Source organism: Pseudomonas wadenswilerensis (assembly GCF_024749185.1).
Classification (GTDB): Bacteria; Pseudomonadota; Gammaproteobacteria; order Pseudomonadales; family Pseudomonadaceae; genus Aquipseudomonas; species Aquipseudomonas wadenswilerensis.
Genome location: NZ_CP087191.1, coordinates 3,971,488 through 3,989,031, shown reverse-complemented (window position 1 = coordinate 3,989,031; position 17,544 = coordinate 3,971,488). Strand labels below are relative to the sequence as shown.

16 protein-coding genes, 1 tRNA gene and 1 pseudogene are annotated in these 17,544 nt (G+C 63.7%); 9 read left to right on the top strand and 9 right to left on the bottom strand.

All coding sequences use genetic code 11. From position 1 onward, the window contains the following. The first annotated feature begins 93 nt into the window (after positions 1-93). Positions 94-336, top strand: coding sequence for a sulfurtransferase TusA (gene tusA, locus LOY45_RS18245; protein ID WP_258578133.1), 243 nt, complete (start codon positions 94-96; stop codon positions 334-336). Here the strand turns inward: tusA and LOY45_RS18240 are convergent. Beyond that, complete coding sequence (locus LOY45_RS18240) at positions 333-1,730, bottom strand: MATE family efflux transporter (RefSeq protein WP_258578132.1); 1,398 nt, start codon at positions 1,728-1,730, stop codon at positions 333-335. The two genes, tusA and LOY45_RS18240, sit on opposite strands and share 4 nt — an antisense overlap. A 142-nt stretch (positions 1,731-1,872) precedes the next feature. Between LOY45_RS18240 and pdxB the strand changes: the two genes are divergently transcribed. Continuing rightward, positions 1,873-3,015, top strand: a complete 1,143-nt coding sequence (pdxB, locus tag LOY45_RS18235) for a 4-phosphoerythronate dehydrogenase PdxB (protein WP_258578131.1) — start codon at positions 1,873-1,875, stop codon at positions 3,013-3,015. Positions 3,016-3,068: 53 nt separating this feature from the next. Here pdxB and LOY45_RS18230 read toward each other — a convergent pair whose 3' ends face one another. Then, positions 3,069-3,242, bottom strand: a complete 174-nt coding sequence (locus LOY45_RS18230) for a PA1571 family protein (RefSeq protein ID WP_166675663.1) — start codon at positions 3,240-3,242, stop codon at positions 3,069-3,071. Between the two features lie 277 nt (positions 3,243-3,519). Between LOY45_RS18230 and LOY45_RS18225 the strand changes: the two genes are divergently transcribed. The 4 genes and pseudogenes from LOY45_RS18225 to mqo all read left to right on the top strand — a co-directional run bounded on the left by LOY45_RS18225 (position 3,520) and on the right by mqo (position 9,090). Continuing rightward, complete coding sequence (locus LOY45_RS18225) at positions 3,520-5,292, top strand: ABC transporter transmembrane domain-containing protein (protein ID WP_258578130.1); 1,773 nt, start codon at positions 3,520-3,522, stop codon at positions 5,290-5,292. Between the two features lie 208 nt (positions 5,293-5,500). Beyond that, positions 5,501-6,184, top strand: a pseudogene (locus tag LOY45_RS27060) (methyl-accepting chemotaxis protein); the annotation flags it as partial. A gap of 165 nt (positions 6,185-6,349) precedes the next feature. After that, complete coding sequence (locus LOY45_RS27055; RefSeq protein ID WP_420832725.1) at positions 6,350-7,117, top strand: methyl-accepting chemotaxis protein; 768 nt, start codon at positions 6,350-6,352, stop codon at positions 7,115-7,117. 374 nt (positions 7,118-7,491) lie between these two features. Beyond that, on the top strand, positions 7,492-9,090 hold the full coding sequence (gene mqo / locus LOY45_RS18215) for a malate dehydrogenase (quinone) (protein WP_134061901.1): 1,599 nt from the start codon (positions 7,492-7,494) through the stop codon (positions 9,088-9,090). A 157-nt stretch (positions 9,091-9,247) separates the two neighbouring features. On the opposite strand, the gene LOY45_RS18210 is transcribed toward mqo, so the two are convergent. The 3 genes from LOY45_RS18210 to LOY45_RS18200 form a co-directional block, all read right to left on the bottom strand. Continuing rightward, positions 9,248-9,622, bottom strand: a complete 375-nt coding sequence (locus LOY45_RS18210; RefSeq protein ID WP_038994310.1) for a bacteriocin — start codon at positions 9,620-9,622, stop codon at positions 9,248-9,250. Positions 9,623-9,753: 131 nt separating this feature from the next. After that, positions 9,754-9,830 (bottom strand) — tRNA-Pro (locus LOY45_RS18205). A gap of 64 nt (positions 9,831-9,894) precedes the next feature. Further along, the gene (locus LOY45_RS18200; protein ID WP_010223359.1) at positions 9,895-10,116 is read right to left on the bottom strand and encodes a YgdI/YgdR family lipoprotein; all 222 of its coding nucleotides are present in this window, start codon (positions 10,114-10,116) and stop codon (positions 9,895-9,897) included. Positions 10,117-10,312: 196 nt separating this feature from the next. Here LOY45_RS18200 and moaB point away from each other — a divergent pair, with 196 nt between their 5' ends. Together moaB and LOY45_RS18190 are read left to right on the top strand one after the other, a co-directional pair. Next, complete coding sequence (gene moaB / locus LOY45_RS18195) at positions 10,313-10,852, top strand: molybdenum cofactor biosynthesis protein B (RefSeq protein WP_036996416.1); 540 nt, start codon at positions 10,313-10,315, stop codon at positions 10,850-10,852. Between the two features lie 7 nt (positions 10,853-10,859). Further along, positions 10,860-12,062, top strand: coding sequence for a molybdopterin molybdotransferase MoeA (locus tag LOY45_RS18190; RefSeq protein ID WP_258578127.1), 1,203 nt, complete (start codon positions 10,860-10,862; stop codon positions 12,060-12,062). On the opposite strand, the gene LOY45_RS18185 is transcribed toward LOY45_RS18190, so the two are convergent. Both LOY45_RS18185 and LOY45_RS18180 read right to left on the bottom strand, forming a co-directional pair. Continuing rightward, positions 12,051-13,298 (bottom strand): glycosyltransferase family 4 protein, encoded by a 1,248-nt coding sequence (locus LOY45_RS18185; RefSeq protein WP_115086065.1) that lies wholly within the window; start codon positions 13,296-13,298, stop codon positions 12,051-12,053. The two genes, LOY45_RS18190 and LOY45_RS18185, sit on opposite strands and share 12 nt — an antisense overlap. Positions 13,299-13,363: 65 nt before the next feature. Continuing rightward, the gene (locus LOY45_RS18180; protein WP_233674031.1) at positions 13,364-14,818 is read right to left on the bottom strand and encodes a mannose-1-phosphate guanylyltransferase/mannose-6-phosphate isomerase; all 1,455 of its coding nucleotides are present in this window, start codon (positions 14,816-14,818) and stop codon (positions 13,364-13,366) included. Between the two features lie 255 nt (positions 14,819-15,073). On the opposite strand from LOY45_RS18180, the gene yegS reads away from it, so the two are divergent. Continuing rightward, a complete protein-coding gene (gene yegS / locus LOY45_RS18175; RefSeq protein WP_258578126.1) occupies positions 15,074-15,973 on the top strand; it encodes a lipid kinase YegS in 900 nt (299 codons plus the stop codon). Here the strand turns inward: yegS and LOY45_RS18170 are convergent. Together LOY45_RS18170 and LOY45_RS18165 are read right to left on the bottom strand one after the other, a co-directional pair. After that, positions 15,957-16,616: a response regulator gene (locus LOY45_RS18170; protein WP_115086068.1), complete on the bottom strand. Its 660-nt coding sequence runs from the start codon at positions 16,614-16,616 to the stop codon at positions 15,957-15,959. The genes yegS and LOY45_RS18170 overlap by 17 nt on opposite strands. Next, positions 16,613-17,503 carry a sensor histidine kinase gene (locus LOY45_RS18165; protein ID WP_115086069.1) on the bottom strand — a complete coding sequence of 297 codons (891 nt, stop codon included), beginning with the start codon at positions 17,501-17,503 and terminating at the stop codon, positions 16,613-16,615. Before LOY45_RS18165 ends, LOY45_RS18170 begins: the two co-directional genes overlap by 4 nt. Between the last annotated feature and the right edge of the window lie 41 nt (positions 17,504-17,544).

Below are 17,544 nucleotides of genomic sequence, written 5' to 3'. Positions count from 1 at the left end.
AAGACACAAGCCGGCGTTGCCGGCGATCAGGCCAGCGAAGATGACCCTGCCGCGTGCATGAGCGACAATAGCTGATTGTTTCCGGAGTTCTACATGACTGACCTCACCCCCGACGCCACCCTCGACGCCACCGGCCTGAACTGCCCGGAGCCGGTGATGATGCTGCACCAGCACATTCGCGACCTGGCCCCCGGCGGCTTGCTCAAGGTGATCGCCACCGATCCCTCGACCCGTCGCGATATCCCCAAGTTCTGCGTGTTCCTCGACCACCAGCTGGTCCAGCAGCAGGAAGAGGCGGGCACTTACCTGTACTGGATCCGCAAGAAGTTCGACTAGCGCTTTTCGGCCCGGCGAATGTGTTTGGCGCTGCTACGCGCCAGGCGGATCGCCAGCATCAGCGCCGCGCAGGTCAGGCCGGCAATCAGGCCTTCCCACAAGCCGTTAGGGCCGCTGGCCGGGCCGAGCAGGTCGGTCAGGCCCAATACATAACCCACCGGCAAGCCAATGCCCCAGTAGGCGAACAGGGTCAGGATCATGGTCACCCGGGTGTCCTGGTAGCCGCGCAGGGCACCGGCGGCGATCACCTGGATGGCATCGGAGAACTGATACAGCGCGGCATACACGATCAGCATCGCGGCAATCTGGATCACTGCCGTATCCGGGGTGTAGATCGAGGCAATCGGCTCGCGCATCAGCAGGATCAAGCTGGCCGAGAAGCAGGCAAACACCAGCGCCGCGCCCAGGCCAACGAGGGCGGCGAAGCGCGCCTGGCGGGGCAGCCCGGCGCCCACGGCCTGGCCAACCCGCACGGTCACCGCCATCCCCAGCGAATACGGAATCATGAACAGCAGCGAGCTGATGTTCAGGGCAATCTGGTGCCCGGCAACCACGGTAGGGCCGAGGCTGCCGATCAGCAGGGCTATCACCGCGAAGATGCTCGACTCGGCGAACACCGCGATGCCGATCGGCAGGCCGACCCCGACCAGGCGCTTGATCACCGGCCATTGCGGCTTGTCGACACGCACCAGCACCCGGCTCATGGCATAGGCCGGGGCCCAGCGGGTCCAGGCGGCCATGCTCAGGGCCATGAACCACATGACGATGCCGCTGGCCCAGCCGCAACCGACGCCGCCCAGGGCCGGCAGGCCGAAGTGGCCGTAAATCAGCACATAGTTCAGCGGAATGTTCAGCAGCAGGCCGGACAGGCCGATGACCATGCTTGGCCGAGTGCGCCCCAGGGCATCGCTGTAGCAGCGCAACACGTAATAAAGGGCGACGCCCGGGAAGCCGAAGGCAATGCCCTGCAAATAGCCCATGCTCGGCGCCACCAGCTGCGGGTCGACTTTCATCACCTGCAGGATCGGCTCGGCGCTGAGCAGCAGGCCGCTGGCGATCAGGCCGACGCTCAAGGCCAGCCACAGGGCCTGGCGCACCAGCGGGCCGATCTCGGCGTGCTGGCCGGCGCCATAGCGCTGGGCGACCTTGGGCGTGGTTGCCAGCAGGGTGCCGGTCATCAGCAGGTACACCGGGATCCAGATCGAGTTGCCCAGGGCCACTGCTGCCAGGTCACGCGCGCTGACCCGGCCGGCCATTACCGCATCGACAAAGCCCATGGCGGTAGTCGCGAGCTGGGCGATGATGATCGGCGTCGCCAGCATCAGCAGGTCGCGCAGCTCGGTGCGGATCCGCGCCGGGCGCGACAGGGAGGGGGTTTGGGTATCGGCGGTCATCGGTGTCACAAGGCAGGTGTCCACATAAAAGATGGGCAAAGCCGGCTAGTCTACGCCTTGACGCAGTAGTCAGGAACCTCGCCTGCCTGTGGATCAGCCCACCCGTATCGGCCTACACTGCGCACCCCGATAGGAGAGCGCCATGCTGATTGTTGCTGACGAGAATATCCCGCTGCTCGATGCCTTCTTTGCCGGCTTCGGCGAGATCCGCCGCTACCCCGGGCGTGCGATCGATGCCGCCTGCGTCAAGGATGCCGACGTGCTGCTGGTGCGTTCGGTAACCAAGGTCGACCGCGCTCTGCTCGACGGCAGCCAGGTGAAGTTTGTCGGCACCTGCACCATCGGCACCGATCACCTGGCCCTGGATTATTTCGCCGAGGCGGGTATTCACTGGTCCAGCGCGCCAGGCTGCAATGCCCGCGGCGTGGTGGATTATGTGCTGGGCAGCCTGCTGACCCTGGCCGAGCTCGACGGCGCCAGCTTGCCTGCACGCACCTATGGGGTGGTGGGCGCCGGTGAGGTGGGAGGGCGCCTGGTCGAGGTGCTGCGTGGTCTGGGCTGGCAGGTGCTGGTCTGTGATCCGCCGCGTCAGGCGCGCGAAGGCGGCGATTATGTGAGCCTGGAGCAGATCCTTGAGCAGTGCGATGTGATCAGCCTGCACACCCCGCTGACCCGCAGCGGCGAGCTGCCGACCTGGCACCTGCTTGGCCAGGATCAACTGGCCCGCCTGCGCCCCGGTGCCTGGTTGATCAATGCCAGCCGTGGCCCGGTGGTCGACAACCAGGCCCTGCGCCAGCTACTGCGCGAGCGCGATGATATCCAGGCGGTGCTTGATGTCTGGGAAGGTGAGCCCCAGGTCGACCTGGCCCTGGCCGACCTCTGCGTGATCGCCACCCCACATATTGCCGGCTACAGCCTGGACGGCAAGCAGCGCGGTACGGCGCAGATCTACCAGGCCTTCTGTGCCTGGCGTGGCGAGCCTGAGCAGGTACGCCTGGCCGATCTGTTGCCTCAGCCGTGGCTGGCCGAAATCACCCTGCAGGCCGAGACCGATCCGGCCTGGGCCCTGGCCACCCTGTGCCGCGCGGTGTATGACCCGCGCCGTGACGATGCCGATTTTCGCCGTAGCTTGAGCCGCGACCCGGCGCTGCAGAAAGCCGCCTTCGACAGCCTGCGCAAACACTATCCGCCGCGCCGCGAGATCGAAGGACTGGCCGTTCGCTTGCACGGTGAAACAGCGCAGCTGGTGCAGATGGTTCGGGCCCTGGGCGGCGTGCTGGTCTGAATCGCGGGCAATAAAAACCCGGCGCGTGCGCCGGGTTGAAGAATTCGGGTGGGTCAGTCTTTCTTGGCGAGTTCTACCCGGCTTTTTTCCAGCTCCTCGCAGGCATGCTGGATCATCTCTTCGGTGATGGTAATTTCGTTACCATCCTTGTCGATGATCGTGCCGCCTACCGATGCCTGCGGGTTAGGCACGGGTTTTTCCTGGGTATTGCCTTGTTGCAAGCTCATTTCCTGTCTCCTCATCAGGTTGCAAGCTCAGACTAGAATCGCCTCGTGACCGGCCTGTGACAGCTCCTTCGGTTATCACTGTGCGACGCGTCCAGTCCACCAGAAAGCCGAGTAAACCTCCAGTGGTACTTTAGACCGAAACGGTCTAGTCAGCTGTGCCCTGGATCTTATATGCCCAGGTTCTGGTTCCGACGCCTGCCATTACCGGGAGTTCCTTGGCGCTGGACGAGCGGTCCGGTGTAGGCTGCTGCAAACAGCGGACAAACGGCGTACCCCCATGCTCAACCGGTTTTCTCCCCGCCAGCGCCAGGCCATGCGCCTGAGTTGGTATTTCATCCGCCCTTACCGCAAGCAAGCGCTGCTGGCCTTGCTGGCCCTGGTGGTCACTGCGGCGATCACCTTGTCCATGGGCCAGGGCATCCGCCTTCTGGTCGACCAGGGTTTCATGACCCAGTCGCCGCACCTGCTCAATCAATCCATCGGCCTGTTCCTGCTGTTGGTACTGGCCCTGGCGATCGGCACTTTCAGCCGCTTCTACCTGGTGTCATGGATTGGCGAGCGCTGTGTGGCCGACATCCGTCAGCAGGTGTTCGATCACCTGATCTACCTGCACCCGGGCTTTTTCGAGAGTAACCGCAGTTCGGAGATCCAGTCGCGGCTGACCGCCGATACCACCTTGCTGCAATCGGTGATCGGCTCGTCGCTGTCGCTATTCCTGCGCAATGCCTTGATGGTGCTGGGCGGGATCGTCCTGCTGTTTGTCACCAACCCCAAGCTCACCAGTATCGTGGTGCTGGCCTTGCCGCTGGTGCTGGCGCCGATCCTGATTTTCGGCCGACGCGTGCGCAGCTTGTCGCGGCAAAGCCAGGACCGGGTCGCCGACGTCGGCAGCTACGTGGCCGAAACCCTGGGCCAGATCAAGACCGTGCAGGCCTACAACCACCAGGCCAGTGACCAGCAGCGATTCGGTACAACCGTCGAGGCGGCCTTTGCTGTGGCGCGCAAGCGCATCCTCCAGCGCGCCTGGCTGATCACCCTGGTGATCGTGCTGGTGCTTGGCGCTGTCGGGGTGATGCTCTGGGTCGGTGGCATGGATGTGATAGCCGGGCGTATTTCCGGCGGTGAGCTGGCGGCCTTCGTGTTCTACAGCCTGATCGTCGGCGGTGCTTTCGGCACCCTCAGCGAAGTGATCGGTGAGTTGCAGCGGGCGGCCGGTGCGGCCGAGCGGATTGCCGAACTGCTGGCGGCGCGCAGCGAGATTGTTGCGCCCGTGCACGATCTGCAGCGTACAGCGCCGCGGGTCAGTGGTCGGGTCGAGTTGCAGGACGTGCGTTTCGCCTATCCGTCACGGCCAACGCCGCCCGCCATCGATGGCCTGAGCCTGACGGTCGAACCAGGCGAAACCCTGGCTCTGGTCGGGCCGTCGGGGGCGGGCAAGTCGACGCTGTTTGATCTGTTGCTGCGTTTTTATGACCCGCAGCAAGGGCGCATCCTGCTCGACGGCCAGGACCTCAGCCATCTCGACCCCCAGGACCTGCGCCGCCACTTTGCCCTGGTAGCGCAGAACCCGGCGCTGTTCTTCGGCACGGTGGAAGACAACATCCGCTACGGACGCGCCGATGCCACGGTCGAGCAAGTCGAGGCCGCCGCGCGCAGTGCCCATGCCCATGAGTTCATCCTGCAACTGCCCAATGGTTACCAGACCCACCTTGGCGATGCCGGCCTGGGCCTGTCGGGTGGTCAGCGCCAGCGCCTGGCGATCGCCCGGGCCTTGCTGGTGGATGCGCCGATCCTGTTGCTCGACGAAGCCACCAGCGCCCTCGACGCCCAGAGCGAGCACCTTATCCAGCAGGCGCTGCCGACCTTGATGAGCGGGCGTACCACCCTGGTGATTGCCCATCGCCTGGCTACCGTGCAGCACGCTGATCGCATTGCGGTGATCGACCAAGGCCGTTTGGTGGCCATCGGCACGCATCGCCAATTGATTGCCGAGAGCCCGATGTACGCACGGCTGGCGGCATTGCAGTTCAACACCGTGACGGATTTGTGACAGCTTCCTGAGGGTTGTCACATTTCTGTAGCAATCCCTTGAGACTATTTGTTCCAGCTGTTGCGTAATGCTCGAACCTGGCTGCTATCGATCGATGGCAGCTTTTTTTTGGCCTGCCGTCTATGGCCAGTGAACGAGGACAGGGACGTCTTTGCCTGGTCGACGCCGATGGCGTCGCTCCCTTATTCCTTGTTCCGGGGCTCTTCCGATGTTGCGTAAATCCCTCAGAGTGCAAATTCTCGCCCTGCTCGGCGGTAGCCTGTTGGCGATCCTGCTGATTGCCCTGGTGTGCTTTCAGTTGTTGTCGTCCAGCGTGCGTGGCTATGGCCAGTTGATCGACGGGCCGTTGCAGGCGTCGCAGTTGATCGATGAGGCCAACCTGCAGTTCAAGGTCCAGGTCCAGGAGTGGAAGAACGTGCTGCTGCGCGGCAAGCAGCCCGCCGAGCTGGACAAGTACTGGCAGCAGTTCCTGGCCCGCGAACAGCAGGTGCAAGGCATCCTTGACCAGTTGATCGCACACAGCGAGCAGCCGCTCAAGGCCCGCGCCGAGCAGCTCAAGGGCAGCCATCGGCAGTTGGGTGAGGCGTATGCACGCGGTCGCCAGGCGTTTCTGGCGGCGGGCGGCGATCCGGTAGCTGGCGATCAGGCAGTAAAGGGCGTCGACCGTGCGGCCAGTGAGCAGATGAGCGAACTGGTCATGCAACTGCGCAGTGATGCCCAGGCGCGCGCCCAGGCCATCAGCCAGTCGGCTGGGCGCACGGTCTGGCTGGGGCTGCTGGTGATGTTCGGCTCGGCCGTGCTGGTCGGGCTGTTCAGCCTGTGGCTGGTCAACCGCAGCCTGATCGAGCCGATCCGTGGCTTGATCGACTACGTGGCCCAGTTGAGCCAGGGGCGCTTCGCGGCACGGGTCGCCAGCGACCGCCAGGATGAGCTGGGGCGGCTGGCGGTGGCGGCCAACACCCTGCGTGACTTTCTTGCCGACACTTTCAGCCGCCTGCAGCGCAACGCCGGGGAGCTGGAGAGCGCCAGTGGCGACCTGCGCGGCATTGCCGGCAACATGGCTCGCGGCACCGACGACCAGTTCCAGCGTACCGACCAGGTCGCGACGGCGATGCACGAGATGTCCGCCACCGCCCAGGAAGTCGCCCGCCATGCCGCCGCCGCCGCGCGCGCCGCTGATGAAGCCGACCACAGCGCCCAGGCCGGTGAGCAGGTGATGCAGGCGACTATCGATACCATTGCCGGGGTCAACCAGGAAATCGCCAGTACCGCGGCGGTGATTCGCCACCTGGAAGCCGACAGTGGCCGCATTGGCAAGGTGTTGGAAGTGATTCGCGGCATTGCCGAACAGACCAACCTGCTGGCCCTCAATGCCGCCATCGAGGCGGCGCGGGCCGGGGAGGCCGGGCGCGGCTTTGCCGTGGTCGCCGATGAAGTGCGCGGCCTGGCCCAGCGCACCGCAGCCTCCATTGCCGAAATCAACCAGATCATCAGCGCCGTGCAGTCCGGCGCCGTGGAAGCGGTCAAGGCCATCGAAAGTGGTCAGCAGCGCAGCGAAGAGGGTGCCGAGCAGGTGCAGCAGGCCGGGCAGATGCTGCAGCGCATCACTGTGGCGGTGGAAGCCATCCGCGACATGAACCGGCAGATCGCCACGGCGGCGGAAGAGCAGACCAGCGTTGCCGAGGACATATCCCGCAACCTGGTGGAGATCACCCGCATTGCCACCACCAACCAGCAGGCAGTGCAGCAGACCGAGCAGGCCGGGCAGCACTTGCACGGGTTGTCCGGACAGCTCGGTGAAGTGACCGCGCGCCTGAGTGCCTGAGCAAAAAAGGGGGAAATCCGCCACATCCAGCGTCCTGAGGCTGGCAATGTGGCGGATTGTCGCCAGCTAAACCGTTAAAGTTGGGGTGCGACGACTCGTCCTAGCTATTAGTCGTTGGTCTTGTAAAAGTTGGCCCGCTTCCTGCTTTAAGGCGACCCACCCTGACACCGGCGTCAATGCCCCGTGTCTGGCGTGACGACCGTTCCCGATCCATCGAACAACCCCAGCCGCCATCCACTGCGCGTGTGTTCAGGCCGATTGCCTGAGCACCAGCTACGCTAAGCCTTGGACTGCGCGAGCAACAACAAGAATCCGGGCGTGCACTACGGGACCTGCGGTCATTGCCAATTACTTCACTTCAATTGGATTGAACTATGAAAAAAATCCTGCTGACGCTCCTGTGCCTGAGTGTCATCGGTTGCTCCAAGCCCAGTGAGCCCGAGAAAACCGTAGACGTGCTGCTGATCGGCGGCGGCATCATGAGTGCAAGCCTGGGTACCTACCTCAATGAGCTGGAACCCGGTTGGTCGATCGATATCTACGAGCGCCTGGACAAGGTCGCCGAAGAAAGCTCCAACGCCTGGAACAACGCCGGTACCGGTCACTCTGCCTTCTGCGAGCTGAACTACACCAGCGAAGGTGCCGACGGCAAGATCGACATCAGCAAGGCCGTTGGTGTCAACGAGCAGTTCGAGATCTCCAAGCAGTTCTGGGCCTATCAGGTCGAGCAGAACGTGCTGAGCAACCCGAAGTCGTTCATCAACAACGTGCCGCACATGAGCTTTGTCTGGGGCGACAAGAACGTCGAGTTCCTCAAGAAGCGTCATGAAGCCCTGCAGCACAGCTCGCTGTTCCGTGGCATGGAGTACTCCGAAGACCACGAGCAGATCAAGAAGTGGGTACCGATCGTGATGGAAGGCCGCGCTGCCGACCAGAAGATCGCCGCTACCCGCATGCCGATCGGCACCGACGTCAACTTCGGCGAGATCACCCGCCAGCTGATCGCCTCGCTGACCAAGCATGACAACGTCAAGCTGCACGTCCAGCACGAAGTGCGCGACATCGTCCGCAATGCCGACAACACCTGGACCGTGGTCGTCGCTGACCTGGCCAACAAGGGTGTCGAGAGCAGCATCAAGGCCAAGTTCGTCTTCATCGGCGCCGGTGGTGGCGCCCTGAAGCTGCTGCAGAAATCGGGCATCCCTGAAGCTGACGGCTACGCCGGCTTCCCGGTCGGTGGCCAGTTCCTGATGACCGACAACCAGGACATCGTTGCCCGCCACAAGGCCAAGCTGTACGGCAAGGCTTCGGTCGGTGCGCCGCCGATGTCGGTTCCGCACCTGGACACCCGCGTGATCGACGGCAAGGAAGTGCTGCTGTTCGGCCCGTTCGCCACCTTCTCGACCAAGTTCCTGAAGAACGGCTCGCTGCTGGACATGTTCGCTGCGCTGACCACCCACAACATCATGCCGATGACCCACGCCGGTATCGACAACATCGACCTGAGCACCTACCTGATGGGTCAGTTGATGCTGAGCTTCGATGACCGCATGGCGGCCCTGCGCGAATACTTCCCGAATGCCAAGAACGAAGACTGGAAACTGCTGCAGGCCGGTCAACGCGTCCAGGTGATCAAGAAGGACCCTGAGCACGGCGGCATCCTGCAGTTCGGTACCGAAGTCGTTGCTGCCCAGGACGGCACCATCGCCGCACTGCTGGGCGCCTCGCCAGGTGCTTCGACCGCTGCGCCGATCATGCTGACCGTGCTGGAAAAGACCTTCAAGGATCGCATCAAGACCCCTGAATGGCAGGCCAAGCTGAAGGAAATCGTTCCGACCTATGGCCAGAAGCTCAACAACAACCTTGAGCTGACCAACAAGACCCGCGAGTGGAGCAGCTCGCGTCTGAACCTGCTGTACGTTCCGGTACTGCCGGAAGAAACCGCTGCGGTACAGGCTGAGCCTGCGCTGTAAGCTTTCGCTTTGCTGGAAACAAACAAGCCCCTGTTCAGGGGCTTGTTTGTTTCTGGCCCGCCAAAAGAATCGCCGGCAAGGCCGGCTCCCACGGTGGATTTGGCTTGCACCTGTGGGAGCCGGCCTTGCCGGCGATTGGGGGCTGCTCGGTTGTGGATCAGTGCCGCTTCTTGCGATGACTGTCCGCCAGGTTATTACCCAGCGCACCACCGGCCGCGCCGCCCAGGCCGGCACCAATCGCCGACCCGGTGCTGCCACCCAGCTTGCCACCCACCAGCGAACCACCGGCCGAACCCAGGCCACCACCAATGGCCGCCTTGGTCTTGTTGCCTTTCTTCGCGCCCATGGCGCTGCCCGCTGCACCGCCGACGCCGGCGCCAATGGCCGCACCGGTGCTGCCGCCAAGCTTCTGCCCGACCACGTTACCCAGTACACCACCCAGGCCACCGCCTACAGCGGTCTGGCCATCACCGGCCATGGCGCCTTGTGCGCACAGCAGGCCCAGGGTCAGGGCGGCAAGAGTCTTACGCATGTGAATCAACCTCGATATTCGAAAGGCGCGCATTCTGCTGGTAGCGCCGCCGCCGCGCAATGCTGGCCACTGCAGCTCGTCTGCCGGGCACGAAAAAGCCCGCACGTGGGCGGGCTTTTCGCTGAGTAAACTGGTCGGAGAGACAGGATTCGAACCTGCGGCCTTCTCGTCCCGAACGAGACGCGCTACCTGGCTGCGCTACACTCCGATGGAGAAAATATTACTCAAAACTCTCTCCTCGACAAGCCCCCGACAGCGGCTTGTCGATCAGGTCACAGGTCCTTGACGGTGCGGACCTGATCCTTGTTGATGCGGGTGCGCTTGCCGTCCAGCTGTTCGAATTCGTAGAAGCCCGAGTCTTCATCGTATTGCGGAGTATCGACCGCCTGGATCTCGCGGCCGTCGTTCAGGGTGATGACGGTCGGCGAAGCGCAACCAGCCAGCGTGCCAAGACCCAGGGCGAGCAGGAAAGCGGGAAGAGTCCGTTGAATCATTGTGTTTCTCCAGTAAAGGATGGTGCGTAATGTTTCTTGAGACGCGTGGCGCCTGCGCAAGTTCCGTGCAGATTGCAGCATAGCGGCAATCCAGCATTATTGACCGGCAACAATGCCTGGGCCGGTGGCGGGCGCGGGCGGGCAGGGCTGTGATATAACACCGCTCATTCGTTTCTATCAATGGATTCTAGGTCCCATGAAAGCCAAGGCTGATGTACCTTTCGTGCCGCTGAACATTGCCGTATTGACCGTCAGCGATACCCGCACCCTGGAAACCGACACCTCCGGCCAGGTGTTCGTCGACCGCTTGACCGAGGCCGGCCACGCCCTGGCGGCGCGGGTGCTGCTCAAGGACGATCTGTACAAGATCCGCGCCCAGGTCGCTACCTGGATCGCCGATGAGCAAGTGCAGGTGGTGCTGATCACCGGCGGTACCGGCTTCACCGGGCGTGACAGCACACCCGAGGCAGTGGCCTGCCTGCTGGACAAGCAGGTCGATGGTTTCGGTGAGCTGTTCCGGCACATTTCCCTGGCCGATATCGGTACCTCCACCGTGCAATCCCGGGCCCTGGCGGGCTTGGCCAATGGCACCCTGGTGTGCTGCCTGCCGGGCTCGACCAATGCGGTGCGCACCGGTTGGGACGGCATCCTCGCCGAGCAGCTGGATGCCCGTCATCGCCCGTGCAACTTCGTCACCCATCTCAAGCAGGCCGCGCCCTGCGAAAGCCGTGGTTGAGGCGGACATGCACACACCCTTGATGCCTGTCGAAGAAGCCCTGAGCAAATTGCTGGCGCTGGCCGAAGCCGCGCCGATCAAAGACACCGAGCAAGTCGCCCTGGCCGCCGCTGAAGGCCGCGTGCTGGCCCATGAGCTGGTGTCGAGCCTTGACCTGCCGCCTTGGCCCAACAGTGCCATGGACGGCTACGCCCTGCACCTGGCTGACTGGACCGGCGAGCCGCTGCCGGTCAGTCAGCGGGTATTTGCCGGGCATTCGCCCGAGCCGTTGCTGCCGGGCACCTGTGCGCGGATCTTTACCGGGGCGCCGCTGCCGGTGGGAGCCGATTGTGTAGAAATGCAGGAAAACGCCGAAGTGCTGGACGATCAGCGTGTGCGCTTCACCGAGCCCCTGCGCATCGGCCAGAACATTCGCCCGCAAGGGCAGGAGACCCGGGTTGGCGAGGCGGTATTGGCCGCCGGCACGCGCCTCGGGCCGATCGAGCTGGGCCTGGCAGCTTCTCTGGGTTGCGCCGAACTGACCGTGGTGCGGCGCGTGAAGGTGGCGGTGCTGTCCACCGGTGACGAGCTTGTCGAACCCGGCTTGCCCCTCGGTCCCGGGCAGATCTACAACAGCAACCGCTGCCTGCTCGGCAGCTGGCTGCAACGTTTGGGTTGCGAAGTGATCGATGCCGGCATTCTGGCCGACGATCTGGAGAAAACCCGCGACTGCCTGGCCGGGTTGCAGGAAGTCGATCTGATTCTTTCCACTGGCGGCGTTTCGGTGGGCGAGGCGGACTACCTGGGCATCGCCCTGCGTGAAGAGGGCGAGCTGTCGCTGTGGAAGCTGGCGATCAAGCCCGGCAAGCCACTGACCTTCGGTCACTACAAGGGGGTGCCGGTCATCGGCTTGCCCGGCAACCCGGCCTCGACCCTGGTGACCTTCGGCCTGCTGACCCGGCCTTACCTGCTGCGCCGCCAGGGCGTTGCCGAGGTCACGCCGCTGCAGTTCCCGGTGCCGGCCGGTTTCGATTGGCCCAAGGCTGGCAGTCGTCGCGAGTACCTGCGCGGCCGGCTGGAGCAGGGCAGTGCGCTGATCTACAAGAACCAGAGCTCGGGAGTGCTGCGCAGTGCCGCCTGGGCCGAGGGTCTGGTCGAGGTGCGTGAAGGCCACACCCCGGGCAAAGGCGATATCGTCCAGTTCATTCCCTTGAGCGAACTACTTGGCTGAGCGGCTGAGCAAGGTGCCGCCCACCAGGGCGGCGCCACTCGGCGCACGCAAGCTGGGGCGCGCATGCACGCTTTCCAGCTGGGCAGCGGCGACGCTCCAGTCGTGCCGGCTGCAGACAAACTCCCGCGCCGCTTGCGACATCTGACGCAGGCGCCACGGCTGGTTCAACAGCTGGGTAATCATCAGGGCCAGCTGGTCGCCATCGTCGCTGGCCAGGTAGTGCTCGCCCTGGGTCACCTGCAGGCCTGATACGCCTTTGGCCGTGGTCACCACCGGCAGCCCGGCGGCCATGGCTTCCAGCACCTTGATCTTCGAGCCGCCGCCGTAACGCAGCGGGGCGAAGAAGATCGCCGAGTGACGCTGAATTTCGCGCAGGTCAGGCAGATACCCTACCCATTCGATCCGCGGATCGCTCCAGCGCAGCTTCCAGCTAGGTGGCAGGGCGTGGCCCACCACCGCCAGGCGCACCGCTGGATTGCTCAGCCAGACTTGCGGAAGAATGTCTTCCAGCGCCCATTCGATGGCCTCAAGGTTGGCGCCATACTCGAAGTTACCGACAAACAGCAGGCGCTGGCTGTGCAGCGAGGGCTGGATGTCCTGGTAATGCGCGCAGTCAACGCCGTTGATCACCACCGAAACAGGTGAGCCAGTCACCTGGCCGATATGCTCGGCGTCAGTGGGGCTGACCGCCACTACTTCGTGGGCCTGGCCGAGTACGCGGTTCTCCCAGCGCCGGTAGCGCCAGCGATCGAAGGCATTGAATGGCCGCAGCCACAACGGCAAACGGTCGTGACAGGCGGCGCCGTTGACGGATTCGATGTTGTGTTCACTGAGCACGAACGGCAGCCCGCGCGCCTGCAGGGCTTTTTCGAAGGGTTGGAAGCTGTAGCTGTGTTCGATCTGGATGACGTCCCATGGCTCTTCCAGCAATTGCTCGAAGCAGTGGCGCAAGTGCGGCGCCAGGCCGTTGATGCTGGCGCGCATCGGGTAGCTGGCGTAGATCGCCGCCAGCAGGTTCAGCGGGCTGTGCAAGGGGCGCCGGGGAAGCACGATCAGGCGTTCGAGCAAGGGCTCCAACGCCTGTCGCGCGGCCTCGCTGGGGGGGATTTTCGATTGCACCAGCAAGGTGATGCGATGACCGCGCTGCGCCAGGTTGCGCAGCAGGTGATATTGTCGGGTTTTACCGCCGCTGGTGGTCGGCCAGGGCAGGTAGGGTAGTGTCCAGAGTACGCGCATGACCCCTTTTCCTCTGTGAGCAAGCGGGTAACGGCATGCAAATAAAAATGGACGCGTCGTGGCAGTCAGCTTGCGGCTGGCTCCGGGGCGCGTCCATAGATATCAGTAAAGCGCACGATGTCGTCCTCGCCCAGGTATTCGCCACTTTGTACTTCAATCATGACCAGATCGATCACCCCCGGGTTGGTCAGGCGGTGCACCCGACCGGGTTTGATGAAGGTCGATTCGTTGGTATCGAGCAGAAATTCCTCTTCACCATTGGTCACGCAGGCCATGCCGCTGACCACGATCCAGTGCTCGCTGCGGTGGTGATGCATCTGCAGTGACAGCGAGGCGTCGGGGCGGACCATGATCCGCTTGATCTTGAACCGCGGGCCTTCCTCGAGCACCGTGTAGGTGCCCCAGGGGCGGTTGACGGTGCGGTGCAGGCGAAAAGCATCGTGACCCTGGCGCTTGAGCTGCTGGGCGATCACCTTGACCTCCTGGCTACGCGCAGCGTCGGCGATCAGCAGGGCGTCGGGGGTGTCGATGATGATCAGGTTGTCCAGGCCCACCGCGCCGACCAGGCGCCGCGGCGAGTCGATGTAGCAATTGCGCACATCGTGCAGCACGGTTTCACCGGTGCAGCGGTTGCCCTGAGGGTCGCCGGCCTTGAGCTCGCGCACTGCTTCCCAGCTACCGATATCGCTCCAGCCCAGCTGGCTGGGCAATACCGCGACCTGTTGCGAGATCTCCATCACCGCGTAGTCGATGGAAATGTCCGGTACCTGGGCAAAGCTGTCCGGGTCCAGTTCCACCTGGCACTCGCGCGCGCCTTCCTTGTAGGGGCTAAGCGCCAGGCAGTGATTGACCGCTGCCAGCAGTTGCGGGGTGTGCTGCTCCAGTTCATGGAGGATGGCATCGACGCGCATGCAGAACATGCCGGCATTCCACAGGTGCTGACCACCGTCGAGGTACTGCTGTGCGGTTTCGGCGTCGGGCTTTTCGACAAAGCGCGCCGCCTTGAAGCCATTGGCGTCCAGGGCCTGGCCTTTTTCGATGTAACCAAAACCGGTTTCGGCGCGGGTTGGTACCAGGCCGAAGGTGGTCAGCCAGCCGTGGGCAGCCAGCGCCCGGGCCTGGCTGACCGCCTGGTCGAAAGCGCTGAGGTCGGTTATCAGGTGGTCGGCCGGCAGCACCAGCAGCTGTGCGTCTTCGCCGTACAGCCGGGCGCAGTGCAGGGCGGCAGCGGCGATGGCCGCAGCGGTGTTGCGGCCAACGGGTTCGAGGATGTAGTCCAGGGCCAGGTTGGCTTTGTTCAGTTGGCGGAACTCGTCCTGGGTGCGGAAGAACACTTCACGATTGGTCACGGTCAGGACTCGTTCGACATCGGCCAGCCGGCTGGCGCGGGCGAAGGTCTTCTGCAGCAGGCTCTGGCCATCGGGCAGGCGCATGAACGGCTTGGGCATGGTCTCCCGGGAGACCGGCCACAGGCGGGTGCCGGCGCCGCCAGCGATGATGCAAGGGATCAGAACACTCATCTCACAGCCTCGAGTCAAAAGTAAACAGAGCAACCTGGCAGGCTTTTGCGCAATGAGTCAATAAACTGACTTTTACCACTGGCGTCGTCCATGAAGGCCAAATATTTGTCGAATGATGCCCCTCGGCGGCCAAGCTTTCAATGATATTTGTATGAATGGTGTGCGAAAGATCGCTGAATCGTTAAGTGCAATGCAGTAAAGGCAAGCCAGAAAGGGTCGAGATATTCGACGCTCAATTCATCGGGGAACGCACAAATGGCGCAGCAAAAGGCATTGATGATTCTGCATGGCAAACAAGCCATGAATGAAGCGGTTCGGGCTGCGGTGACTACCCTGCGTGAGCGTGGCTGGCAACTGGACGTGCGCCTGACCTGGGAAGCTGGTGATGCCCAGCGCCTGGTCAAGGAGGCACTGGCAGCCGGCTACCCGTACCTGGTGGCCGGAGGCGGTGATGGCACGCTGCGCGACGTCGCCGAGGCCATGGCGGGTGCCGATTGCGCTGCCAGCCTGGTGTTGTTGCCGCTGGGCACGGCCAACGACTTTGCCAGGGCAGCCGGGGTGCCGCTGGAGCCGGGGCAGGCCCTGGTCCTGCTTGAAGTGCCGGCGCAGGCCATCGATCTGGGCGAGGTCGGTGGGCAGGTGTTTCTGAACATGGCTACCGGTGGTTTCGGCAGCCAGGTGACCGCCAATACCTCCGAAGACCTGAAAAAGATTCTGGGCGCCGCGGCGTACCTGTTCACCGGGCTGTCGCGCTTCAGCGAGCTGCGTGCCGCTTCGGTCGAGTTGCATGGTCCGGATTTTCAATGGCAGGGCGAGTTGCTGGCCCTGGGCATCGGCAATGGCCGTCAGGCCGGTGGCGGACATGTGTTGTGCCCCGATGCGCAGGTCGATGACGGCATGCTCGATGTCAGCATCCTGCCGGCGCCCCAGGAAGTGGTCGGCACCCTGCGTGGCTTGCTCAGCGATGGCCTGGGCCTGGACAGCATGTTCGTCCGCGCGCGTCTGCCGTGGGTCGAGATCAAAAGCTCGCAAGGCCTGGACATCAACCTCGATGGCGAACCGTTGCAGGGCGACAGCCTGCGCTTTCAGGCGCTGCCGGCGGCCCTGCGGGTGCACTTGCCGCCAGGGTCGCCGCTACTCAGTCGTCGAGGCTGATGATCTGCTCGCGCACGGCAAACAGCACCAGGCCAGCGACATCGTAGATCTGCAGGCGTTTCATGATCTGCGATCGGTGGGTTTCCACAGTCTTGATGCTCAGGCCCAGGCCCTGGGCGATTTCCCGCGTCGATTTGCCGCGCACGATCAGGCGCAGGATCTCCAGTTGGCGGGCGGTGAGGTTGTGATTCTCGACCGCTTCCGGCTTGCTCGACTGGGCGCGCAGCAGCGCCTGGTTGATCACCGTGTGGGCAATCGCCGGGCTCAGGTAGCGCTCGTTGCCGCGCAGCGCCGCCAGTGCCTGCTCAAGCTCGGTGGCGGTAGTGTCCTTGAGCAGGTAGCCATGGGCGCCGCTTTCCAGTGCCTGCATGATCAGCTCCGGGTCGGTGTGCATCGAGAGGATCAGCACCTTGCAGCGACAGCCGAGGGCGCGTAACCGGCTCAGGGCGTCCAGGCCGCTGGTGGAGCGCATGGAAATATCCAGCAGGACGATATCCGGGTCCAGTTGCATGACCAGTTCAGGCACCTGGCTGCCGTCGTTGGCTTCGCCGATCACGGCATAGCCAGGTATATCGGACACCAGCGCACGAACACCTGCGCGGATCAGTGAGTGGTCATCCACCAACAGCAATGTACAGGTCATGGGGCGTTATTTGTCTTGGCGCGTTCGAGGGTGCGGGGAGGCCAGGGAATCAGGGCGTCGATCTGGGTACCCAGGCCGGGCTGGCTGTTGACCGACAGTGTGCCATTGAGCAGGCCGACGCGCTCGAGCATTCCGGCCATGCCGCGCTGGCCTTCGTCGGCGGGACTGCTGGCGGGCGAGAAGCCCAGGCCGTCATCGCTGATCGACAGGGCCAGGCCTTCGGACTGGCGCTGGATGCGCACCACCAGGTTGTTGGCCTTGGCATGGCGCAGTATGTTGGTCACCGCCTCCTGGGTGATTCGAAAGGCGGCAATCGCCATGTCTTCGGGGATGCCGCCCAGGCGCTGGCGGCACTCCAGGCTCCAGTGCACGTTGGTGTTTTCAAGGGTGCGCAACAAATGTGCGCGCAGGCTGGCTTCCAGGCCCAGGCTGGACAGTTGCCTTGGGTTGAGGATGGCCGAGACATCGCGAACATTGGCCAGGGTGTCGTCCAGGGTGCTGCGCAAGGTGCTGCAGTGCTCCTGCAACTCGGCTGGGGCACGGCGTTGCAGCCAGTCGGCCTGGAGCTTGGCGGCGGTCAGCATCTGGCCGATATCGTCGTGCAGCTCGCGGCTAAGGCGCTGGCGCTCGCTTTCCTGCACCTTGAGCAGCCGATCGGCGAGTTCCGCCGGGCGCAGGGCAATCGAGCGGGCCCACTGGCGCAGTTGCCAGGCAATGCTCAGCAGGGCAATCAGCTGCAGGGCCAGGGCGGCGGCCGGCAGCGGTTGCTCAAGCAGGTACAGGGCCAGGTTGACTGCAACCGAAGCCAGGCACAGCAGTGCGGTCGCCCAACGCAGCAGAGAGGCTCCGGGGCGCCAGCGCTTGAGTGTCTTGAGGCTTGAGAACATAGGAAATGAAGCCACTGAAATATCGCTGTTGAAAGCCTTGC

What these genes read in the sequence shown, in the direction of transcription:
- tusA (WP_258578133.1), top strand. Translation starts at nt 94, where the DNA reads ATGACTGACCTCACCCCCGACGCCACCCTCGACGCCACCGGCCTGAAC.
- LOY45_RS18240 (WP_258578132.1), bottom strand. Translation starts at nt 1,730, where the DNA reads ATGACCGCCGATACCCAAACCCCCTCCCTGTCGCGCCCGGCGCGGATC.
- pdxB (WP_258578131.1), top strand. Translation starts at nt 1,873, where the DNA reads ATGCTGATTGTTGCTGACGAGAATATCCCGCTGCTCGATGCCTTCTTT.
- LOY45_RS18230 (WP_166675663.1), bottom strand. Translation starts at nt 3,242, where the DNA reads ATGAGCTTGCAACAAGGCAATACCCAGGAAAAACCCGTGCCTAACCCG.
- LOY45_RS18225 (WP_258578130.1), top strand. Translation starts at nt 3,520, where the DNA reads ATGCTCAACCGGTTTTCTCCCCGCCAGCGCCAGGCCATGCGCCTGAGT.
- LOY45_RS27055 (WP_420832725.1), top strand. Translation starts at nt 6,350, where the DNA reads ATGGCTCGCGGCACCGACGACCAGTTCCAGCGTACCGACCAGGTCGCG.
- mqo (WP_134061901.1), top strand. Translation starts at nt 7,492, where the DNA reads ATGAAAAAAATCCTGCTGACGCTCCTGTGCCTGAGTGTCATCGGTTGC.
- LOY45_RS18210 (WP_038994310.1), bottom strand. Translation starts at nt 9,622, where the DNA reads ATGCGTAAGACTCTTGCCGCCCTGACCCTGGGCCTGCTGTGCGCACAA.
- LOY45_RS18200 (WP_010223359.1), bottom strand. Translation starts at nt 10,116, where the DNA reads ATGATTCAACGGACTCTTCCCGCTTTCCTGCTCGCCCTGGGTCTTGGC.
- moaB (WP_036996416.1), top strand. Translation starts at nt 10,313, where the DNA reads ATGAAAGCCAAGGCTGATGTACCTTTCGTGCCGCTGAACATTGCCGTA.
- LOY45_RS18190 (WP_258578127.1), top strand. Translation starts at nt 10,860, where the DNA reads ATGCACACACCCTTGATGCCTGTCGAAGAAGCCCTGAGCAAATTGCTG.
- LOY45_RS18185 (WP_115086065.1), bottom strand. Translation starts at nt 13,298, where the DNA reads ATGCGCGTACTCTGGACACTACCCTACCTGCCCTGGCCGACCACCAGC.
- LOY45_RS18180 (WP_233674031.1), bottom strand. Translation starts at nt 14,818, where the DNA reads ATGAGTGTTCTGATCCCTTGCATCATCGCTGGCGGCGCCGGCACCCGC.
- yegS (WP_258578126.1), top strand. Translation starts at nt 15,074, where the DNA reads ATGGCGCAGCAAAAGGCATTGATGATTCTGCATGGCAAACAAGCCATG.
- LOY45_RS18170 (WP_115086068.1), bottom strand. Translation starts at nt 16,616, where the DNA reads ATGACCTGTACATTGCTGTTGGTGGATGACCACTCACTGATCCGCGCA.
- LOY45_RS18165 (WP_115086069.1), bottom strand. Translation starts at nt 17,503, where the DNA reads ATGTTCTCAAGCCTCAAGACACTCAAGCGCTGGCGCCCCGGAGCCTCT.